Origin of the sequence: Paraburkholderia sp. J94, assembly GCF_905220285.1 — a bacterium.
Lineage (GTDB): Bacteria > Pseudomonadota > Gammaproteobacteria > Burkholderiales > Burkholderiaceae > Paraburkholderia > Paraburkholderia tropica_A.
Window position 1 is genome coordinate 56,728 of record NZ_CAJMZH010000022.1, and the last position, 19,259, is coordinate 75,986.

At 66.8% G+C, this 19,259-nt stretch carries 16 protein-coding genes; 11 read left to right on the forward strand and 5 right to left on the reverse strand.

Annotated features, from left to right (window positions below; all coding sequences use genetic code 11):
- Positions 1-32: 32 nt before the first annotated feature.
- Positions 33-2,063: an NADPH-dependent 2,4-dienoyl-CoA reductase gene (locus U4Y88_RS34230; protein ID WP_321789277.1), complete on the reverse strand. Its 2,031-nt coding sequence runs from the start codon at positions 2,061-2,063 to the stop codon at positions 33-35.
- Between the two features lie 300 nt (positions 2,064-2,363).
- On the opposite strand from U4Y88_RS34230, the gene U4Y88_RS34235 reads away from it, so the two are divergent.
- The 7 genes from U4Y88_RS34235 (at position 2,364) to U4Y88_RS34265 (ending at position 8,291) form a co-directional block, all read left to right on the forward strand.
- A complete protein-coding gene (locus U4Y88_RS34235) occupies positions 2,364-2,771 on the forward strand; it encodes a DUF2946 domain-containing protein (RefSeq protein WP_321789279.1) in 408 nt (135 codons plus the stop codon).
- A gap of 185 nt (positions 2,772-2,956) precedes the next feature.
- Positions 2,957-3,805, forward strand: coding sequence for a hypothetical protein (locus U4Y88_RS34240; protein WP_321789364.1), 849 nt, complete (start codon positions 2,957-2,959; stop codon positions 3,803-3,805).
- A gap of 48 nt (positions 3,806-3,853) precedes the next feature.
- Positions 3,854-4,225 carry a copper resistance protein CopC gene (locus U4Y88_RS34245; protein WP_321789281.1) on the forward strand — a complete coding sequence of 124 codons (372 nt, stop codon included), beginning with the start codon at positions 3,854-3,856 and terminating at the stop codon, positions 4,223-4,225.
- Between the two features lie 122 nt (positions 4,226-4,347).
- A complete protein-coding gene (locus U4Y88_RS34250) occupies positions 4,348-5,307 on the forward strand; it encodes a substrate-binding domain-containing protein (RefSeq protein ID WP_224017763.1) in 960 nt (319 codons plus the stop codon).
- On the forward strand, positions 5,304-6,194 hold the full coding sequence (locus U4Y88_RS34255) for a LysR substrate-binding domain-containing protein (RefSeq protein ID WP_310631363.1): 891 nt from the start codon (positions 5,304-5,306) through the stop codon (positions 6,192-6,194). Before U4Y88_RS34250 ends, U4Y88_RS34255 begins: the two co-directional genes overlap by 4 nt.
- 143 nt (positions 6,195-6,337) lie before the next feature.
- Positions 6,338-7,492: a methionine aminotransferase gene (locus U4Y88_RS34260; protein WP_321789283.1), complete on the forward strand. Its 1,155-nt coding sequence runs from the start codon at positions 6,338-6,340 to the stop codon at positions 7,490-7,492.
- 19 nt (positions 7,493-7,511) lie between these two features.
- Positions 7,512-8,291, forward strand: coding sequence for an ABC transporter substrate-binding protein (locus U4Y88_RS34265; protein ID WP_321789285.1), 780 nt, complete (start codon positions 7,512-7,514; stop codon positions 8,289-8,291).
- Positions 8,292-8,326: 35 nt separating this feature from the next.
- On the opposite strand, the gene U4Y88_RS34270 is transcribed toward U4Y88_RS34265, so the two are convergent.
- Positions 8,327-9,856: a methyl-accepting chemotaxis protein gene (locus U4Y88_RS34270; RefSeq protein WP_321789287.1), complete on the reverse strand. Its 1,530-nt coding sequence runs from the start codon at positions 9,854-9,856 to the stop codon at positions 8,327-8,329.
- A gap of 484 nt (positions 9,857-10,340) precedes the next feature.
- On the opposite strand from U4Y88_RS34270, the gene U4Y88_RS34275 reads away from it, so the two are divergent.
- On the forward strand, positions 10,341-11,531 hold the full coding sequence (locus U4Y88_RS34275) for a glycosyltransferase family 4 protein (protein ID WP_321789289.1): 1,191 nt from the start codon (positions 10,341-10,343) through the stop codon (positions 11,529-11,531).
- Positions 11,532-11,609: 78 nt separating this feature from the next.
- Here U4Y88_RS34275 and U4Y88_RS34280 read toward each other — a convergent pair whose 3' ends face one another.
- A complete protein-coding gene (locus tag U4Y88_RS34280) occupies positions 11,610-12,689 on the reverse strand; it encodes a GNAT family N-acetyltransferase (RefSeq protein WP_310632634.1) in 1,080 nt (359 codons plus the stop codon).
- Between the two features lie 435 nt (positions 12,690-13,124).
- Between U4Y88_RS34280 and U4Y88_RS34285 the strand changes: the two genes are divergently transcribed.
- Positions 13,125-14,585, forward strand: a complete 1,461-nt coding sequence (locus U4Y88_RS34285) for an MFS transporter (protein ID WP_321789291.1) — start codon at positions 13,125-13,127, stop codon at positions 14,583-14,585.
- A 48-nt stretch (positions 14,586-14,633) separates the two neighbouring features.
- Here the strand turns inward: U4Y88_RS34285 and U4Y88_RS34290 are convergent, their stop codons facing one another.
- Complete coding sequence (locus U4Y88_RS34290; RefSeq protein ID WP_321789293.1) at positions 14,634-14,879, reverse strand: hypothetical protein; 246 nt, start codon at positions 14,877-14,879, stop codon at positions 14,634-14,636.
- A gap of 83 nt (positions 14,880-14,962) precedes the next feature.
- Positions 14,963-15,823 (reverse strand): LysR family transcriptional regulator, encoded by an 861-nt coding sequence (locus U4Y88_RS34295; RefSeq protein WP_310632632.1) that lies wholly within the window; start codon positions 15,821-15,823, stop codon positions 14,963-14,965.
- 148 nt (positions 15,824-15,971) lie between these two features.
- Between U4Y88_RS34295 and U4Y88_RS34300 the strand changes: the two genes are divergently transcribed.
- Together U4Y88_RS34300 and U4Y88_RS34305 are read left to right on the forward strand one after the other, a co-directional pair.
- Positions 15,972-17,354: a DHA2 family efflux MFS transporter permease subunit gene (locus U4Y88_RS34300; RefSeq protein ID WP_415774534.1), complete on the forward strand. Its 1,383-nt coding sequence runs from the start codon at positions 15,972-15,974 to the stop codon at positions 17,352-17,354.
- A 413-nt stretch (positions 17,355-17,767) separates the two neighbouring features.
- On the forward strand, positions 17,768-19,165 hold the full coding sequence (locus U4Y88_RS34305; protein ID WP_310632630.1) for an MFS transporter: 1,398 nt from the start codon (positions 17,768-17,770) through the stop codon (positions 19,163-19,165).
- Positions 19,166-19,259 lie beyond the last annotated feature (94 nt).

Genomic DNA, 19,259 nt, shown 5'->3' on the forward strand with positions numbered 1-19,259 from the left:
CGAACGGCTACGCCGCTCTCAGCGCTGAACGATCAGAGTGCGACGGCGAGGCGCGTGGCCTGGTCGATGGCCCGCAGCGCGTCGAGTTCGGCGGCCACGTCGGCGCCGCCAATCAGCTTCGCGTGGATGCCGCGCGCGGCCAGTTCGTCGTACAGCGCCCGATTCGCAAGCTGGCCCGCGCAGAGCACGACATGATCGACCGCCAGCACCTGCGGCGCGCCATCGACGCGATAATGCAGCCCCTGATCGTCGATGGCGTCATACGTTGCGCCCGAAATCATCATGAGATTCGCGCGGCGCAGACGCGCCTTGAGAATCCAGCCCGTCGATTTGCCGAGTCCCTTGCCGAGCGGTTCGGCCTTGCGCTGAAAGAGATGGACGCTGCGGCGCGGCGTGACGTCGTTCACCACATTCGCCACGTTCGCCAGCCCGCCCGCTCCCGCGTTCGCGGCATCCACGCCCCAGGCGCGGAAAAACGCATCGGCATCGAGCGATTCGCGCGCATCGCCGAGCAGAAATTCGGCGACGTCGAAACCAATCCCGCCCGCGCCGATGATCGCCACGCGCGCGCCCACCTCGACCTTGCCGCTCAGCACATCGGCATACGACACCACCTTCGGATGATCGATGCCCGCGATCTCGGGCACGCGCGGCGTGACGCCCGTGGCCAGCACGATTTCGTCGTACGCGCCGCTCGCCAGCGACGCCGCGCCGACCGCTTCGCCGAGCCGCGCATCGACGCCGAGCTTCGCGAGCCGCACCGCGAAATAGCGCAGCATTTCGTTGAATTCGGCCTTGCCGGGCACCGCTTTCGCGAGGTTCAGCTGCCCACCCAGACGCGCGGCGGCTTCATACAGCGTGACCGCGTGGCCGCGCTCGGCCGCGTTCACGGCGAACGCCATGCCCGCCGCGCCGCCGCCCACCACGGCCACGCGTTTCGCCACGCGCGCGCGGCCCGCGGGAAATTCGATCTCGCGCCCGGCGCGCGGATTCACGAGACACGTGGCCGTGCGCTCGGTGAAGATGCGATCGAGGCAAGCCTGATTGCAGCCGATGCAGGTGTTGATTTCATCGGCGAGACCGAGACGCGTTTTCTTCGCGAACTCGGGATCGGCGAGCAAGGGGCGCGCCATCGACACCAGATCGGCCACGCCCGAGGCAACCAGTTCCTCGGCGACCTCGGGCATGTTGATGCGGTTCGACGCCATCACCGGAATGCCCACGGCCTGCTTGACGTTGCGGATCGCCTCGCGCCAGGCCGCGCGCGGCACGGAAGCCGCGATGGTCGGCACCGCCGATTCGTGCCAGCCCACGCCCGTGTTGATGAGGTCCGCGCCCGCCGCTTCCACGTGCTGCGCGAAGGTGGCGATCTCCGCGCCGCTCAGGCCGCCTTCGACGAGATCGATCGACGAAATCCGGTAGATCAGCATCGGCGCGTCGCCGAGCCGCGCGCGCACCGCGCGCACGATGTCGAGCGCGAAGCGGATGCGCGCCTCGAAGCTGCCGCCGTATGCGTCGTCGCGATGATTGGTGGCGGCGGCCGCGAACTCGTTGATCAGATAGCCTTCCGAGCCCATGATTTCCACGCCGTCGTAACCCGCCTCGACGGCGAGCGCCGCCGTATGGGCGAAGTCGGCGATGGTGCGGCGGATGTCGTCGAGACTGAGCGCGCGCGGCGTCCATGCGTTGATGCGCGCCTTGATCGCCGAAGGCGCGACACACTCGGGCACCTTCGCATAGCGGCCCGCGTGCAGGATCTGCAACACGATCTTGCCGCCCGCCGCGTGCACCGCGCGCGTGACGGCGCGATGCTCGTCGAGTTGCCCGGCGCGGTCGAACAGCGGGCCACCCGCTTCCATGACGCCCTCGGCGTTCGGCGAGAAGCCGCCGCTCAGGATCAGGCCGATTTCGCCCGCCGCGCGCGCCGCGTAGAACGCCGCGAGGCGCTCATGCGGACGGTCGAGCGTTTCGAGCCGCGTATGCATCGCGCCCATCACCATGCGGTTGGGCAGCACGGCCTGGCCGACCGCAAGCGGGGTCAAAAGCCGGTCGAATGTCGGCATGGCGGATGTCTCGATGTTGTTGTGGGGTGTCGTGTGTACTCTAGGGTGGCTGCGGTTTTACGTCAATATCTTGACGCATTGATAGGGTTACGCGCTCGCACACGGAATGATATCGACGTTAGAATGATATCGACGTTATATACGCAATCATCTCTTTCTATCCGCGTAGTCAACCGCGCCAAATAGGTAAATATATTACCTATCTATTCGTTGAGGCATTTTGCCCGCGCCAACCGGCCCGTTGCCGCGCGCGTGGCATAATGATCGCCTCGTTTTTTACTGTCCCGTTCGCTGATCACCGTGCGCCGGCTCCGCCTCCAGTTCGTCAGTCTATTAGGAACGCTCGCGATCCTGATGACGACGTTCGCGCCCGTGATTTCGCATCTGCTTGCCGGCTCCACCACTTCCAGCGCTTACGCCAGCGCATCGGTCATGCATTGCGACATGCCCTCGATGCGCGGCATGGCGATGACTTCGCACAGCGGCAGCCACGCCACGCAGCACGCGGATCAGCACGCCAATCCCGGCGACATGCAGGACTGCGGCTACTGCAATCTGCTCGTCCATCTGCCGGTGGTGCCCGGCGTGCCGCTCGCGCTGCCGCTCGCCACGCGCCTCGTCCACGCGCGCATTGCCGCGCGTTTCGACAGCCAGCGGCGCATCGAGCCGCTCACCTTCGCGCTCGCGCGCGCCCCGCCTCTCGCCTGAACGAAGCCTGACCCGCTTGCCCCGTTTGCGCGGCCCCACGTCCTGCGTGCCGCTGCGCGTTCGCGCGCGCCGTCGGCACGGCGCGCGAACCACTTCGTTACAGGATCATCATGTTCCATCACTTGCCGTGCCGGAGCGCGTTCGACGCGCCCGCACGACGTAGCGGCGCGCCTGCGCTCGCGCTCATGCTCACGTTCGCCGTCGCTTGCCTGGCGTTGGCGCCGCACGCGGCCCACGCTCACGCGATCGCGGGCGACCGCGTGTTTCCCGCGACCATGGCCGTCGACGACCCCGGCGTCGGCGACGAAGCCGATCTCCAGTTCGGCCACCAACGCGTGCCCGGCGACGCGGGCGACCAGAGCGTCAACACCTTCGACTTCGAATACGACAAGCTGATCACGCCGCGCCTCGCACTCTCCGTCGACGGCGGCTACGTCATGCAGAACAACCCGACTGCGCGCGGCTTCGACAACTTCGGCGTCGGCCTGAAATACCTGCTCTACGTGAACGATGCGCACGAGTTCATGACCTCGGTCGGCGTGGACGCCGAGATCGGCGGCACCGGCAGCCGCGCCATCGCCGACAACTTCTCGACGATCTCGCCGACGATCTACGCCGGCAAGGGCATGGGCGACCTGCCCGACTCGCTCGCGTGGCTGCGCCCGATCGCCATCACCGGCGAAGCGGGCCCGGCGCTCGCGACGGGCGGCGGCCAGCCGAACGCCTTCAACTACGGCTTCACGTTCCAGTACAGCCTGCCGTATCTGCAACAGCACGTGCACGATCTCGGCTTGCCGCAACCGCTCTCGAATCTGATTCCGCTCGTGGAAGTGCCGCTCTCGCGCAGCCAGGGACAGACGACCGGCACCGTGAATCCCGGCTTCATCTGGATGAACCGTTACGGCCAGCTCGGCATCGAGGCGCAGATTCCGATCAACCGCGCGAGCGGCTCGCACGTGGGCATCCTCGTGCAGACGCATATTTTCTTCGACGACGTGGCGCCGCACAGCATCGGCAAGCCGCTCTTTCAATAACCGCATTCAACACGCGCATTCAACGTAATTTTTTCTGAGGACTTCATCATGAATTTCAACGCCATTCGTTCGCTTCGCCTGCTCGCCGCCACCGTCGCCCTCGCGGGCGCGCAACTCGCCTGGGCGCATGCTTACCCGACGCATCAAACGCCCGCCGCCGGATCAACCGTCGCCGCCGGGCAAACCACCGTCACGATCGATTTCGACGACGAACTCGAACCCGCCTTCAGTTCGATCGACGTGACCGACGCGGCGGGCAAATCGGTGATCCGCGAAAAAGCCGCCGTCGACGCGGCGAACAAGAAGCGCATGTCGGTGACGGTGAATCCGCTCGGCGCGGGGCAATATGCAGTCAAGTGGATCGCCGTGGCCGCGGACGGTCATCGCACCACGGGTCATTACAGCTTTACGGTGCACTGAGCGGATGTGTTGAGGCGGGGTGCGAGGTGCGCCCCCTCGCTTCCCCGCCTCCCCAGGCGCGCGCCAATCGCGTAAACTCCCGGCCATCCGAACCCGCTTTTCGGCATCCGGCCGAACCCGCCATGCATGAGCTCACGCGCCGCCGTTTCCTGATCGCCAGTGCCCTGGCGGCCTGCGGCGCGGCTACGCCCCTTGCGCGCGGCGCGGGGCGCGACATCACCGTGGCGCTCGTTCTCAAGGCCAGCAACGATCCGTTCACGGCCGGGATGATCCGCGCGGCCACGGCCTTCCAGGCGCATTCGCCCTATCCGTTCAAGCTGATCGTGCGCAGCACCGAAGGCGAGACCGATGTCGCGCAGCAGGCCGCGTACGTCGAGTCGCTGGCGGCGCAATCCGTGAGCGCCATCGTGCTCGCGCCCGTCGATTCGCGCCGCCTCGTGCCCGCCGTCGCGAAGTGCGTGCGCCAGGGCGTGCTGGCCGTCACGATCGACAATCCGCTCGACGCGGGCGCGCTGCGCGAAGCCGGTCTGCGCGTGCCCTTCGTCGGCCCCGACAACCGGCGCGGCGCGCGGCTCGTCGGCGACTATCTCGCGCGTCGGCTGCATCCCGGCGAGCGCGCCGCCATCGTCGAAGGCGTGGCCTCCGACCGCAACGCGCAGCAGCGCGACCAGGGCTTTCGCGAGGCCATGCGGGCCGCCTCGGTGAAGATCGTCGCCACCGAGACCGGCGACTGGGACTACGCGAAGGGCCGCGCGGCAGCCAGCGCACTGCTCGCCACGCAGCCCGGCTTGCGCGCGCTCCTGTGCGCGAACGACAACATGGCGCGCGGCGCGGTAGACGCCGTGAACATGGCGCATCTGCGCGGCCGCGTGCTGATCACAGGCTACAACGCCAGCGCCGCCATCAAGCCGATGCTCGCCGACGGCCGCATCCTCGCCACCGTCGACCAGTTCGCGGAAAAGCAGGCCGTCTACGGCATCGACGTCGTCTTGCAGGCGCTGATCGAGCAGCACCGCCAGGACGACTTGCCCGACGTGGTCGAAACGCCGCTCGTGCTGGTCACGAAGGACAGCGCGTCGTGAGGCGCCTGCCGCCGCTCAACGCGCTGCCGATCTTCGAAACGGTCGCCCGCTACGGCAGCTTCACGCGCGCCGCCGAACATCTGTGCCTCACGCAGGGCGCGGTCAGCCGCCAGATTCTCGCGCTCGAAGAGTATTACGGCCTGCCGCTGTTCAAGCGCTCGCCCAAGGGTCTCACGCTGACCGCCGAGGGCGAGCAGTTGCTGCCCGCCGTGCGCGAGGGTTTCGGGCGCATCGAGGAAGTGTCGATGCGGCTCACGCGCCAGCGCGGCGAACTCGCGCTCAAGATGCCCACCTGCGTGATGCGCTGGATGCTGCCGCGCATCACACGCTTCCAGACCGAGCATCCCGAACTCCAGGTGCAGATCACCACGACCTGGCAACACGAAGTCGACTTCCAGGCCGAGCCGTTCGACGCGGCCATCATCTACGGTCCGTCGCCGGGCGCGGATGTGCATTCGGTGCCGCTATTCGACGAATACCTCACGCCCGTCTGCACGCCGGAATTCCTGCGCCGCCATCCGATCGCCCACGCCGACGACCTCGCGCCGCTCACGCTGCTGCATCCCACGCGCGATCACGCCGACTGGAAGCTCTGGCTCTCACGCGCCGGCGCGACGCAGATCGACGCCCATCGCGGCCCCACGTTCGAATCGCTCGATCTGGCGACCAGCGCGGCGATGCAGGGCTTCGGCGTGGCGATCGGCGACCGTACGCTAGTCAGCGAGGACGTGGCCGCCCAGCGGCTCGCGCTGCCGATCGACTTCGCGGTGGCCACCGGTTCGCGCTACTACTTCGTCTATCCCGACTTCGCCGCGCAGCAGCCGAAAATCCAGCTATTCAGCGCGTGGATCGAGCGCGATCGCGCGCGCGGCGCACCGCCAGCCTGAGCCGCCGGGTCGCAGCGCACACGCGCATGCACGAACAAAAAAGCGCGCCATGAGGCGAACGCATGGCGCGCATGAGAATAATTCGATTGCCGCCGCGCGGGCTTTTAGGCCAAATGGCCGTTTTTCCTTCTGCCTTTCGGACGATGCACAGCGCCGCCCCTTCCCGCTCGAAACTGCCCGACGTGGGCACCACCATCTTCACCGTGATCGGCCAGCTTGCCGCCGAGCACGACGCCCTGAACCTCTCGCAAGGCGCGCCGAACTTCGCGCCCAACCCGCGACTGATCGACGACGTGGCCGCCGCCATGCGCGCGGGCCACAACCAGTACGCGCCGATGGCCGGCGTGCTCGCGCTGCGCGAGGCGCTCGCGGCCAAGTACGCGGCGCTCTACGACGCGCACTACGATCCCGCGAGCGAAGTGACGGTCGTGGCGAGCGCGAGCGAAGGACTCTATTCGACGATCAGCGCGCTCGTGCATCCGGGCGACGAGGTGATCTACTTCGAGCCCTCGTTCGACAGCTACGCGCCCATCGTGCGCCTGCAAGGCGCGACGCCCGTCGCCATCAAGCTCGCGCAGCCGGACTTCCGCGTGAACTGGGACGAAGTCGCCGCCGCGATCAATCCGCGCACGCGAATGATCATCGTGAACACGCCGCACAATCCCACGGCGACGGTGCTGGGCGCGAAGGACATCGCGCGCCTCAAGGCGCTCACGCGCAACACCGATATCGTGATTCTCTCCGACGAAGTCTACGAGCACGTGGTGTTCGACGGCGCGCGTCATTGCAGCATGGCGCGCTATGCGGAGCTGGCCGAGCGCAGCGTGATCGTCTCGTCGTTCGGCAAGTCGTATCACGTCACGGGCTGGCGCGTGGGCTACTGCCTCGCACCCGCCGCGCTGATGGACGAGATCCGCAAGGTGCATCAGTTCATGACCTTCGCCGCCGACACGCCCATGCAGCACGCGTTCAGCGCGGCGCTCGCCGACGCCTCGTCGTATCTCGACCTCGGCGGCTTCTATCAGCACAAGCGCGATCTGCTCGCGCACGCGCTCGCCGACTCGCGCTTCGAATTGCTGCCGAGCGAAGGCAGCTTCTTCATGCTCGCGCGCTTTCGCGGCTTCTCGGACGAACGCGACAGCGACTTCGTGCTGCGCCTGATCCGCGACGCGCGTGTGGCGACCATCCCGCTCTCGGCGTTCTACACCGACGCCACCGATCACGGCATCATCCGCCTGAGTTTTGCGAAGGATGACGAAACATTGCTCGAAGGCGCGCGCCGTCTTTGCACGATCTGATTCACACAAGGAGATCACGATGAAGCCCCTCACCACGCTGCTCGCGCTCGCGTGCGCGCTCGGCTCGCTCCCGGCGTTCGCCGATTCCAGTTCGCTGCGCTTCGGCGTGGAGGCGCAGTATCCGCCGTTCGAATCGAAGAGCGCGGACGGCCACCTGCAAGGCTTCGACATCGACATCGGCAATGCGGTCTGCGCGAACGCGCGGCTGCATTGCGCGTGGGTCGAAACCTCGTTCGACGGGCTGATTCCCGCGCTTCAGGGCCGCAAGTTCGACGCCATCAATTCGGCGATGAACGCCACCGAGAAGCGCCGCGAAGCGATCGACTTCACGACCGTCATCTACCGCGTGCCGAGCCGCCTGATCGCGCGCGCCGACAGCGGTCTCGTCGCCACGCCCGCCTCGCTCAAGGGCAAGCGCGTAGGCGTGCTGCAGGCGTCGATCCAGGAGACCTACGCGAAGACGCATTGGGAACCGGCGGGCGTGAACGTCGTGCCGTATCAGGACCAGAACCAGATTTACGCCGACCTCGTGTCGGGCCGCCTCGACGCCACGCTGCTGCTCGCGCCCGCCGGTCAAAACGGCTTTCTCTCGAAGCCCGACGGCAGGGGCTTCGCGTTCGTGGGCGAGCCCGTGCGCGACGACAAGATCCTCGGCAACGGCGTGGCCTTCGGCATCCGCAAGGGCGACGCCGCGCTGCGCGAACGTCTGAACGCGGCCATCGCGAAGCTCGAAGCGGACGGCACCGTCACCACGCTCGCGCGCAAATATTTCGGCGACATCGACGTCTCGCCGAAATAAGCGCAACGTCGATAGCCGCGCCCGGGCGCAGAAGCTCAGGTGCGAAACATCGACACCGCCTCCGACAAGCGGCGCGCCTGCGTCGACAACGAATCGGCCGCCGCCGCCGCTTGTTCGACCAGCGCCGCGTTCTGCTGCGTGACGGTATCCATCTGCGTGACGGCGCGGCTGATCTGCTCGATGCCCGTACGCTGCTCCGACGAGGCATCGGCGATGCCCGAGATGATGTCCGTCACATTGTCGACGGAACGCACGATGCTCTGCATCGTGCCGCCCGCCGCGCGCACGCGTTCCGAGCCTTCGCGCACCTGCCCGACCGACGCGTCGATCAGCGCCTTGATCTCGCGCGCCGCGCTCGCGCTGCGTTGCGCAAGCGAGCGCACTTCGGAGGCCACCACCGCGAAGCCGCGCCCTTCCTCGCCCGCGCGCGCGGCCTCCACGGCGGCGTTGAGCGCGAGAATATTGGTCTGGAACGCGATGCCTTCGATCACGCCGGTGATCTCCACCATCTTCTCCGACGACGTCTGAATGCTCGACATCGTATCGACCACGGCCGCCACGGCGGCGCCGCCATCGGCGGCCGCCGCGCTCGCGGTGGAGACCAGCGTGCGCGCCTCGCCCGCGTTGGCCTCGTTGTGCTGCACGGTCGACGTCAGCTGCTCCATGCTCGCGGCGGTTTCCTGCAGCGACGCGGCCTGTTCCTCGGTGCGCGACGAAAGGTCGGTGTTGCCCGCCGCGATCTCGTTCGCGCCCGTGGTCACCGATTCTGCGCCCGTGCGGATCGTCTCGATCATCGCCACGAGGCTCGCCTGCATGCGCGCAATCGACGCCAGCAGACTGCGTTCGTCGCCCGCGCGCAATTCGACGCGCCCGGTCAGATCGCCGGTCGCGATACGGTGCGTGACGGCCACCGCGTACTGCGGCTCGCCACCGAGCGTGCCCACCACGTTGCGGATGATCTGCCACGACAGCGCCGCGATGCCCGCCACGCCCAGCACGATCAGCGCAATCAGCACGCGGCCGGTGCGCCAGAACGCGGCGTCGATATCGTCGAGATAAAAGCCCGTGCCGATCCACCAGTCCCACGGCTCGAACGCGACGATGCCGTTCATCTTCTGCGTGAGCTGGCCCGTGACGGGATGCTTCGCGAGCGTCAGCATCACGGGAATGTGCTCGCGCGCGAGCATTTCGCGGTAGAGGTCGCCGTCGGGCCGACCGTCGGGCGCCTTGCCCGCGTTGACCTTGCCGATGATCGCCGCGTTGCGGTGCACGAGCGTCGTGCCGTCGGGCAGACGCGCCCAGAAGAAACTCTGGTCGGAATAATTGAGCTGGCTGAGCGCGAGCTTCGTGGCGGCCTGCGCCTCCTCGCGCGTCATTTTTCCGGCGCTTTCCTGATCGTGATAGTAGGTGGCGAGATGTTCGGCCATGTGCAGCAGATTGGTGATCTTGCCGCGCGTGTCGTCGAGCATCGCCTGCTTGAGACTGACGAGGCCGTAGCCGCCGATGGCCACCAGCGCGACGAGCGCCGTCGCGACCAGAACAAGAAGTCTCGTGGATATTCTCATGATTCGTTCGGTGAACTTATCTGTTTTGGGTCTCGCGCGCGTGGCGTCGCGAGGGGTCTCCGTGGGGTGTTTCCGTACCGCTGCTGCTCGGGCTTCGACGATATCGATCCGTCCCCGATACGTGGATCGCGATTTCGAAGCGAAGTCATTGTTGTATGACAAGCCGCAATTGTCAAATTGTCGTCTTACAAATTCTCGCATTCGTGCGCGGAAGCCCCGGCGTTTGCTTGACAATCGCCTGTACCCGTTCCGGCTCGGGTTGGCGGCCGCCTCAATCGATGCACGGCGCATCGCAGCCCGCGCCCCGTCGATTCGGACAAACCCTCGCCGCTGACAGCCAGTGCGCCGCCTGGCGACGCTGCCGCGCAGGATGGGCGGTTACGATGATGTAAAAGGCGCGACTGCCGCGGGCCGCTGATCGTGGACCGCAGGCGCGTAGCGCGACGGACCTTCCAGCCAACTCAATCGTGAGCGGTCTTTGTCCATGCGCATTCTCTTCGTCGTCGGCAATCTGGGCGACTACCACGTGCCTCGCTACGAAGCCCTCGTCGACGCCGCCACGCGCAGCGGCCACGACGTGTCGCTGATCGAAGTGTTCGCGCGCTCGGGCGTCTACGGCTTCCCGCAGGAGCGCCGCGCGGCGTTCTTCGCGAGCCGGCCGCCGCACGCCGTCACGCTCGTCGAGGACGGCTCGGACAGCGACGGACTCGGACTGCGCGACTGCTCGCGCCTCGTCGCCCGGCTGCGCGCGTTCGCGCCCGACGTGGTCATCACGCTCGGCTACAACACGCAGTATTCCGCGCTGCTGTGCGTGCTGCGCCAGCTCACGCGGCGCTTCAAGCTCATCTACATGTCCGATTCGAAAGCCGACGACGGCGTGCGCAGCGCCACCAAGGAGCGCCTCAAGCGGCTGATCGTGAGCCGCTTCGACGGCGCGCTCGTCGCGGGCGAGCGGCATCGCCGCTACGCGCTTTCGCTCGGCATTCCGATGGCGCGCTCGCGCATCGGCTTCGACGTGATCGACATCGACTATTTCGCGCGCCTCGCGCAACGCGCGCGCGACAACGCCCGCAGCGTGCGCGAACGTTACGGCCTGCCGCCGCGTTTTCTGCTTTGCGTGAGCCGCTTCGTGGCGCGCAAGAATGTCGACGTGCTGATCGACGCCTACGCGCAATCGCGTCTGCGCGAACGCGGCATCGGACTCGTGCTCGTGGGTCAGGGCCCGCTCGATGCGGAGCTGCGCGCGCGCATCGCCGCGCACGGACTCGACGCCGACGTGTCGATCCTCAGCTCGCTCGCCAATCACGAAATGCCGAACCTCTATGCGCTCGCCGAGTTCATCGTGCTCGCGAGCGAGTTCGATCAATGGGGGCTGTGCGTGAACGAAGCGTTCGCGGCGGGCTGCCCGGCCATCGTCACGCGCACCTGCGGCGTGGCGGGCGAGATCGTGCTCGACGGCGTGAACGGTTTCGTCGTGGAGCCGCGCGACGTGCCCACGCTCGCGCAGCGCATCGGCCTGCTCGGCAGCGACGGCGTGCTGCGCGAGCGTTTCGCCAACGGCGCGAGCGATGCGATCCGGCGCTGGTCGCCGTTGCTGTTCGCGTCGAGCGCGCTCGAACTTGCGCGCGCCACCACGCGGCACGCGACGCCGCACGCGCAGCACGAACTGGTCTGATCGTCCCGTCTTGCATTGATGCATCGATGCGCCGATCACGTGGATCGAAGCGCATCGACGCGCATCGTCACAATACCCCTATAAATTAGGCACAAAAACCGATCCCGGCGCGAGCCGCCGCTTGAGCGTGCGTGCGAGCAGATACGCCGTGCCGTGCCGCTCGACACCCAGACGCTGCGTAAGCGTCGCGCCGAAGCCATTCAGGAAGCTGAAGGTTGACGGACTCGAAAAGCCGTCGAAATCGAAGATGAGCCCGCTCTCGATCGCACGCTGAATGCCGCTCCAGATCAGCAGGCTGATCGAACCGCAATGCGCTTCGTGCATGCGCGACGAGAGCAGAAAATACATCGCCTGCTGATCCCACACGAGCCCGATGGCCGCGACGAGTTTCGCGCCCGGCCCATACGCGCCCAGCAGCACGCCCGACTGCCGCTCGACGAAGGCGTTGACGAGCTGGCGCATCACCGCGCTGCCATAGGCGTTGCTGCGCGAGCGGGCGCGCAGATTATCCTCGTAGAAACCGAGGAATTCGCCAGGCGTGGCGATCGGCGCGACGGTCAGTTCGCGCGCCGCGCCGCGAATCACGTTGCGCGTCTTGCTGTCGAGCCGCGACCACGCTTCGTCCTGCCCGATATGCGCGTCGATGCGGAAGGTGTAGCGCGCCGACACGGTATAGCCACGCAGCGCGAACGCAATCGCATCGTCGACGCGTGGATCGAGCACCTGGAAAAAACTGTCGCACGCGGGCAATTGCTCGATCAGCCGCGCGGTCACGTCAAGCTGATGACGACGCTGCCGCGCCTCGCTGCCCGCCACCGGCGCGATCACGGGACCGAGCGTGCGCGTGAGCGGCGGCAGATGCGAGATGCGCCACAGGCGTCGGCGCACGAGCGCGTAGGGCATTTCGCCGAGCACGGTGTCGTCCTGCTTGACGGTCGCGAGCGCCCAGTTGCCTTGCGTGGCGATGTCGAGCCACCATCGTTCGTGGAAGATCGAATGCGCCTGCGCAACGGATTTCGCGTCGACGCTCGCCGATGACGCGGCCTTCCTGGCGCGCGGCGGCCTGGGCGGCCGCGTCGGCTGCGTGAGCCGTTGTGGCGATAGCGGGGCAATCGGCGGCTGTTCCCCGAACAACAAGCGGTCTCTTATGGTCGTCATCGTTCACCCGTTTGCATTCCGCGCCGCAACACGGCTTGCCGCGCGTTGTCTCCATGCTGTTCTAATGCTCTGGTCTATTCCTTTGGTCTGATCTTCTGGTCTGCACGCCTGGTCTGCGCTTCAGGTCTGCGCTTCTGGTCCATTCAGCGCAGACGCTCCCGCCAGCAACACGCGCGGTATCTTTTCGCACAACAGTCTACGGTTTCGGGGCTGGCCTTTTACGCCAAGATTTAGCCCGCGCGTACACGCTGACACGGCGATGCCTTACAGCAAGACAACAACCGGTCCGCGCCCGCGCGACGGCCGCATTCCATCCCCTCGCCGGTTTCGTTCTATGTCGGGCATTTATGGCGGCGTCTACTGAAACGGCCCGGTCATCGGCCGGCGCGCGCCGCGCCCGCGCTCCGGGTCGCGCATCCGAACGACAGGAACGACATGACCCGCCCATCGCCTCATTCGCCGGCACGCACGGCGTCGGCCAACGCCGCCGCGCGTCTCGAACGCCTGCCGTATTCGCCGTATCACCGCACGATTTTTCTGATCATCGCGGTGGCCTTCTTCTTCGATTCCGTGGATCTCGGCACGATGACGTTCGTGCTCGGCTCGATCAAGACCGAGTTCGGTCTGTCCAGCGCGGCGGCGGGACTGGTCGCCAGCGCGAGCTTCTTCGGCATGGTGCTGGGCGCCGCGCTCGCGGGCCTGTTGTCGGACCGTTTCGGACGCCGCCCGGTCTTTCAGTGGAGCATGGTGCTCTGGGGCGCGGCCTCGTATCTGTGCTCGACCGCGCAAAGCGTCGACGCGCTGATCCTCTGGCGCGTCTTGCTCGGCATCGGCATGGGCATGGAGTTTCCGGTCGCGCAGACGCTGCTCTCCGAGTTCGTGCCCGCCGCCAAACGCGGCCGCCTTGTCGCGCTGATGGACGGCTTCTGGCCGCTTGGCTTTATCGCCGCGGGCGTCGCCTCGTATTTCGTGCTGCCGCAATTCGGCTGGCGCACGGTATTCGCGCTGCTCGCGATTCCCGCGCTGTTCGTGCTGATTGTGCGCCGCATCGTGCCGGAGTCGCCGCGCTGGCTCGAACATCGCGGCCGTGTCGCCGAAGCCGACGCCGTCACCACGAAGATCGAAGCCCAGGTCATGCGCACGCTCGGCGTCGCCACGCTGCCTGCGCCCGCGCGTGCTTCGTCGTCGGCGTCGTCGGCTGCTATGGCGGCCAATCGCTCGCGCGGCGCATTCCGCGAGATCTGGAGCGCCGCGTACCGCCGCCGCACGATCATGGTCTGGGCGCTGTGGTTCTTCGCGCTGCTCGGCTTTTACGGCCTCACCTCGTGGCTCGGCGCGCTGATGCAGCAAGCGGGCGCGACCGTCACGAAGTCGGTGCTCTACACCGTGCTCATTTCGCTCGGCGGCATTCCCGGTTTTCTGTGCGCGGCGTGGCTCGTCGAACGCATCGGCCGCAAGCCGACCTGCGTGGCCGCGCTGGTCGGCGCGGGCGCGATGGCCTGGGTCTACGGGCAAACGGCGCTGCATCTGCAAAGTGCCGCGCTGCTGATCAGCGCAGGGCTCGCGATGCAGTTCTTCATGTTCGGGATGTGGGCCGTGCTCTATACGTACACGCCGGAGTTGTACGGGACGGGCGCGCGCGCGACGGGATCGGGGTTCGCGTCGGCGATCGGACGCGTCGGCTCGCTGATCGGACCGTATGCCGTGGGCGTCGTGCTGCCGATCTTCGGACAGAGCGGCGTGTTCACGCTCGGCGCGCTGTCGTTCGGCGTGGCGGCGCTGGCCGTGGCGATCATGGGAATCGAAACGAAAGGCCTGTCGCTCGAAGCGCTGGCCGAGGACGAAGAAGATGCGCCCGTGCGCGCTTATGCGGCACGTGCGGGGGAATCGAGCTGAAAAGCGAACCGATAAAGCGCGGGCCGCGAGCCCGCGCTCAGGCGAGCATCAAGCCGCGGGGGCTTCCGGCAATTCGCCGTGGCTTTTGAGCGCGTCGTAGAGATCGGCGACGGGCACGTCGCCCGCCTCGCGCTTCAGATAGAGGCTGAAGGCATGGTCGTAGAGCTCGCGCCCTCGCGGCATTTCGAGCGTCAGGTCGAAACACTCCAGAACGAATTCGGCAATCCTGTCCGCGTCGACGAGCAGACGCTCCGCTGTTTTTCGATCCATATCACTCACCTGCTGCGAATACACGCTACCAATACCTTATAACCAGGCGGCGGATATTACACCAGACGTGCGTGCGGCGCGCGCCCGATCGTGCGGAAACGGACGCCTTATTCGCCGATCCACGAACCGCGCAGATCGCTGTCGTGCAGCAATTGCATCAGCGTTTGCGCGGGACGGCTGAGGCGCTTCGCCGCGAGCGCGATGAACTCCACATCGGGCAAGACAGGCAGGCTCGCGACGTTGATCGGCGGCGCCAGCCCGCGCGCCGCCAGATACTGGGGCCGCACCGTGATGCCGAGGCCGCCGCGCGCCGCCGCCACGCAGCCCGAATGACTGCTGCTCGTGCACACGATCTGCCAGCGGAAATCGGTCTGCGCGAGCGCGTCGAGCACCACGGCGCGCGTGACGCTCGGCTCGGCCACGAGATTGAGCGGCAGCGGCTGCGTGAGATCGACCATCGTGCCGGTGCGCGCGAGCCATTCGAGCCGCCCGGTAAAGAGCGCCACGCCGCGCTTGTCGCCGAGACGCCGCTTGCCCACCATCAGGTCGATCGCGCCCGCGTCGAGCAGCTCGTAAAGCCGCCCCGTCATGCCGATGATGATTTCCAGCTCGACGTCGGGATGCGCGTTGCGAAACGCCGTGAGCACCGTGGGCAGCGGGCCGAGCGCGATATCGTCCGAGGAACCGAGACGCACGCGCCCCTTCAGGCGCGGCGCGCGGAACTGCGATTCGGCGCGGTTGATCGCCTGCAGGATCGCGCCCGCGTGCGCGAGCATCGCCTCGCCATCGGGCGTGATCGCGAGCGAATGGGTGTCGCGCACGAACAGACGCCGCCCGATCTCCTGTTCGAGCCGGCGGATATGGTCGCTGACGCTCGACTGCGTGAGACCGAGCTGGCGCGCCGCCTCGGTGAAGCTGTGGCAGGCCGCGACGGTGGCGAAGGACTTGAGCCAGATGGGATTGAGCATGCCCCATTGTTATCGGCATTGCCGATAACAGTCAATGTCCTGAGTGGGGTTCCCGATTGCCCGCGATGACAATATCATGACGTCATTGCAGATTTTTGCGCCGCGCGCCCGTGTTTCCAGCCGTTCGCGCCGCGCCCAAGACGTTCCCATGAACAAGGATTCGAGCCAGACGGCGTTGCTGTGGATCGTCGCCGCAGGCTTTTTCATGCAGGCGCTCGACACGACGATCGTCAACACCGCCCTGCCTTCGATGGCGCACAGCCTCGGCGTCAAACCGCTCATGATGCAGCCGGTGATCGTCGCCTACACGCTCACGATGGCCATGCTCACGCCCGCTTCGGGCTGGCTCGCCGACCGCTTCGGCACGCGCCGCGTCTACTTCACCGCCATCCTCATCTTCGTGCTCGGCTCGCTGTGCTGCGCGGGCGCGCACACGCTCGGCGAACTCGTGATTGCGCGCGTGCTGCAAGGCATCGGCGGCTCGATGCTGATGCCGATCGGCCGCCTCGCCGTGCTGCGCGCCGTGAGCGGCGAGCAATACGTGTCCGCGCTCGCGCTGATTTCGGTCGCCGGACAAGTGGGCCCGATCGTCGGCCCGACGCTCGGCGGCTGGTTCGTGCAGGCCATCACGTGGCACTGGATCTTTCTCATCAACGTACCGATCGGCGCCGCCGGTCTGTTCATGGTGTGGCGCTATCTGCCGCGCAGTTCCGGCACGGCCGCGCCGCCGTTCGACGTGATCGGTTGCGCGCTGGTTTCGCTGTGCATGATCGCGTTTTCGCTCGCCTTCGACGCGCCGGTGCAGACGCATCGCGCGGCGTGGTCGGCGGGACTCTTCGTGCTCGGCCTCGCGTCCGCGTTCGCCTACGTGCCGTATGCGCGCCGCCGCCGCGATCCGCTGTTCAGGCTCGCGCTGTTCGGCGAACCCAATTTCAGCGTCGGCCTGATCGGCAATCTCGTCTGCCGTGTCGGTTCCAGCGCCGTGCCGTTTCTCGTGCCGCTGCTCATGCAGCTCGAACTCGGCTACACGCCGCTGCATTCGGGCCTCATGATGCTGCCCGCCGCGCTCGCGGGCACGGTCGCCAAGCGCTGGATCGCGCCGCTGATCCGCCGCTACGGCTACGACACGTTCCTGCTCGTGAACACGCTGATCGTGGGCGCGTCGATCGTTGCGTTCGCGCTGATTTCGCGCGACACGCCGGTCATCGTCTCGCTCATCGTGCTGGCGATTTTCGGGGCGGCCAATTCGATGCAGTTCGCGGCGATGAACAGCGTCACGCTCAAGGGTCTCTCGCACGAAGATGCGGGCAGCGGCAACAGCCTCTTTTCGATGGTGCAGATGCTCGCGATGGGCCTCGGCGTGACGATCGGCGGCGCGCTCGTGAGTCTGGTCGCCGCGCATTGGGATTCGGTGGCGCTGGGCTTTCGCGTGAGCTTCGCGGCTGTCGGCGCGATCACGCTGGTTTCCGCGCTGATCTTCCGCGGCATCGAGGAAGCGCCGCCTGCGGGCGCCAAGCCGCGCGCCGCGTAACGCATCAAACGCGTCCGGACGCGCCCAGGCACGCTTCAACGCGGATTAGGCGCGCCCTGTAGCGTGGGTGCCGCACAACGGCGGCAAATACCCCGCGCCATCCGCGCTTCTCTCTCGCTTCTCCAGCACCTCCCCACCGCCACGCCCGACGCCGCTGCGCACCGCGCAAGCGTCGGCGCCCTCGCCCTGAACGCCCTGAACGCCCAGAACGCGCTGAACTGCGCCGTAACGCCCCGCGTCACCTTTCGCGCGGCTGACGAACGCCGTCCACGCGCCCGCCCGACGAAACCGCGAGTTGGGTTTCAACCAGGTGCCGTGAAGCGCCGCGTCAATTAAGCTCCGGCATAACTCCTGCGCGCACGCGCCCGCGCCAGGCGTCACCTCTCGCAACCCAAACCAACAAAAGGAATTCGATGTCGACTCCCACATCGGCGGAGATCGCGGCCCGCCTCGACCGGCTGCCGCCGTCGCGCACCGTCTGGACCATGGTGATCCTGCTGTCGCTCGGCGGCGTGTTCGAGTTCTACGATCTGTTCTTCACGGGCTACGTGGCGCCCGGCATGGTCCACGCGGGCCTCTTCACGCCCGAATCGCTCGGCTTCTTTTCGGCGCTCGGGCCGCTGAAGGTGGCGGGCTTCGGCACCTTCGTGTTCTCGACGTTTGCGGGGCTCTGGGTCGGCGCGCTCGTGTTCGGCCAGGTCGCCGACCGCTACGGCCGACGCAAGATCTTCACCTGGTCGCTGATCTGGTACATCGTTTGCACCGCGATCATGGCGTTCCAGACCACGGGCCTCACGCTGAATATCTGGCGTTTCATCGCGGGCATCGGCATCGGCATCGAACTCGTGACGATCGACACGTATATTTCCGAACTGATTCCGCGCGGCGAACGCGGCCGCGCCTACGCGCTCAACCAGGTCATCACGTTCAGCGCGGTGCCGGTGGTGGCGTTCCTCGCCTACGCGCTCAAGGACACACAGCCGCTCGGCCTCGACTACTGGCGCGTCGTGATCCTGATCGGCTCGGTGGGCGCGATCGTGGTGTGGTTCCTGCGCCGACGCATTCCCGAAAGCCCGCGCTGGCTCGCGCGCAACGGTCACGAAGCCGAGGCGGAGCGCATCGTCGCCGACATCGAGCGCCGCGTGGAAGCCGAAACCGGCGCGAAGCTGCCCGCGCCCGCACCCGCCGCGCCGGAAAAAGCCGGCGCGGGCTCGCTCGCCGAAGTGCTGCGTCCGCCCTATCTGCGCCGCACGGTCATCCTCTCGATCTTCAACATGGCGCAGGTGATCGGCTTTTACGGCTTCGCCGCGTGGGTGCCGACGCTGCTGATCGAGCGCGGCATACACGTCACGCAGAGCCTAGCGTATGCGTTCGTGATCGCCATTGCGAATCCGTTCGGCCCGCTGATCGGCTATTGTTTCGCCGATAAACTCGAACGCAAGACGCAGATCGTCGGCGGCCTGCTGATCATGGCCGTGGTGATCGCGCTGTTCGCGCAGGCTTCGCAGCCCTGGCTGCTGATCGTGCTGGGCGTGCTGTTCACGCTCGCCGCGAATGTGATGTCGTATGCGTATCACGGCTATCAGGCGGAGCTGTATCCCACGCGCGTGCGGGCGCGCGCCGTGGGCTTCGTCTATTCGTGGAGCCGCATCGCGGCCGCGTTCGCGGGGCTCGCGATCGGCATTCTGCTGCATCACTACGGCGTGCCGGGCGTGGCGATGTTTATCGGCGTGTCGATGCTCGTGGGCATCGTGATGGTGCTGCTCGGACCGGCCACGCGCGGACGCTCGCTCGAAGACATCAGCCGCTAGACGCACCAGGCTGAAGCGCAATAAAAAACGGCGGTGCCGCATTATGCGGGCCGCCGTTTTTCTATCCGATATTCGTGAATAACGATTGATTCGG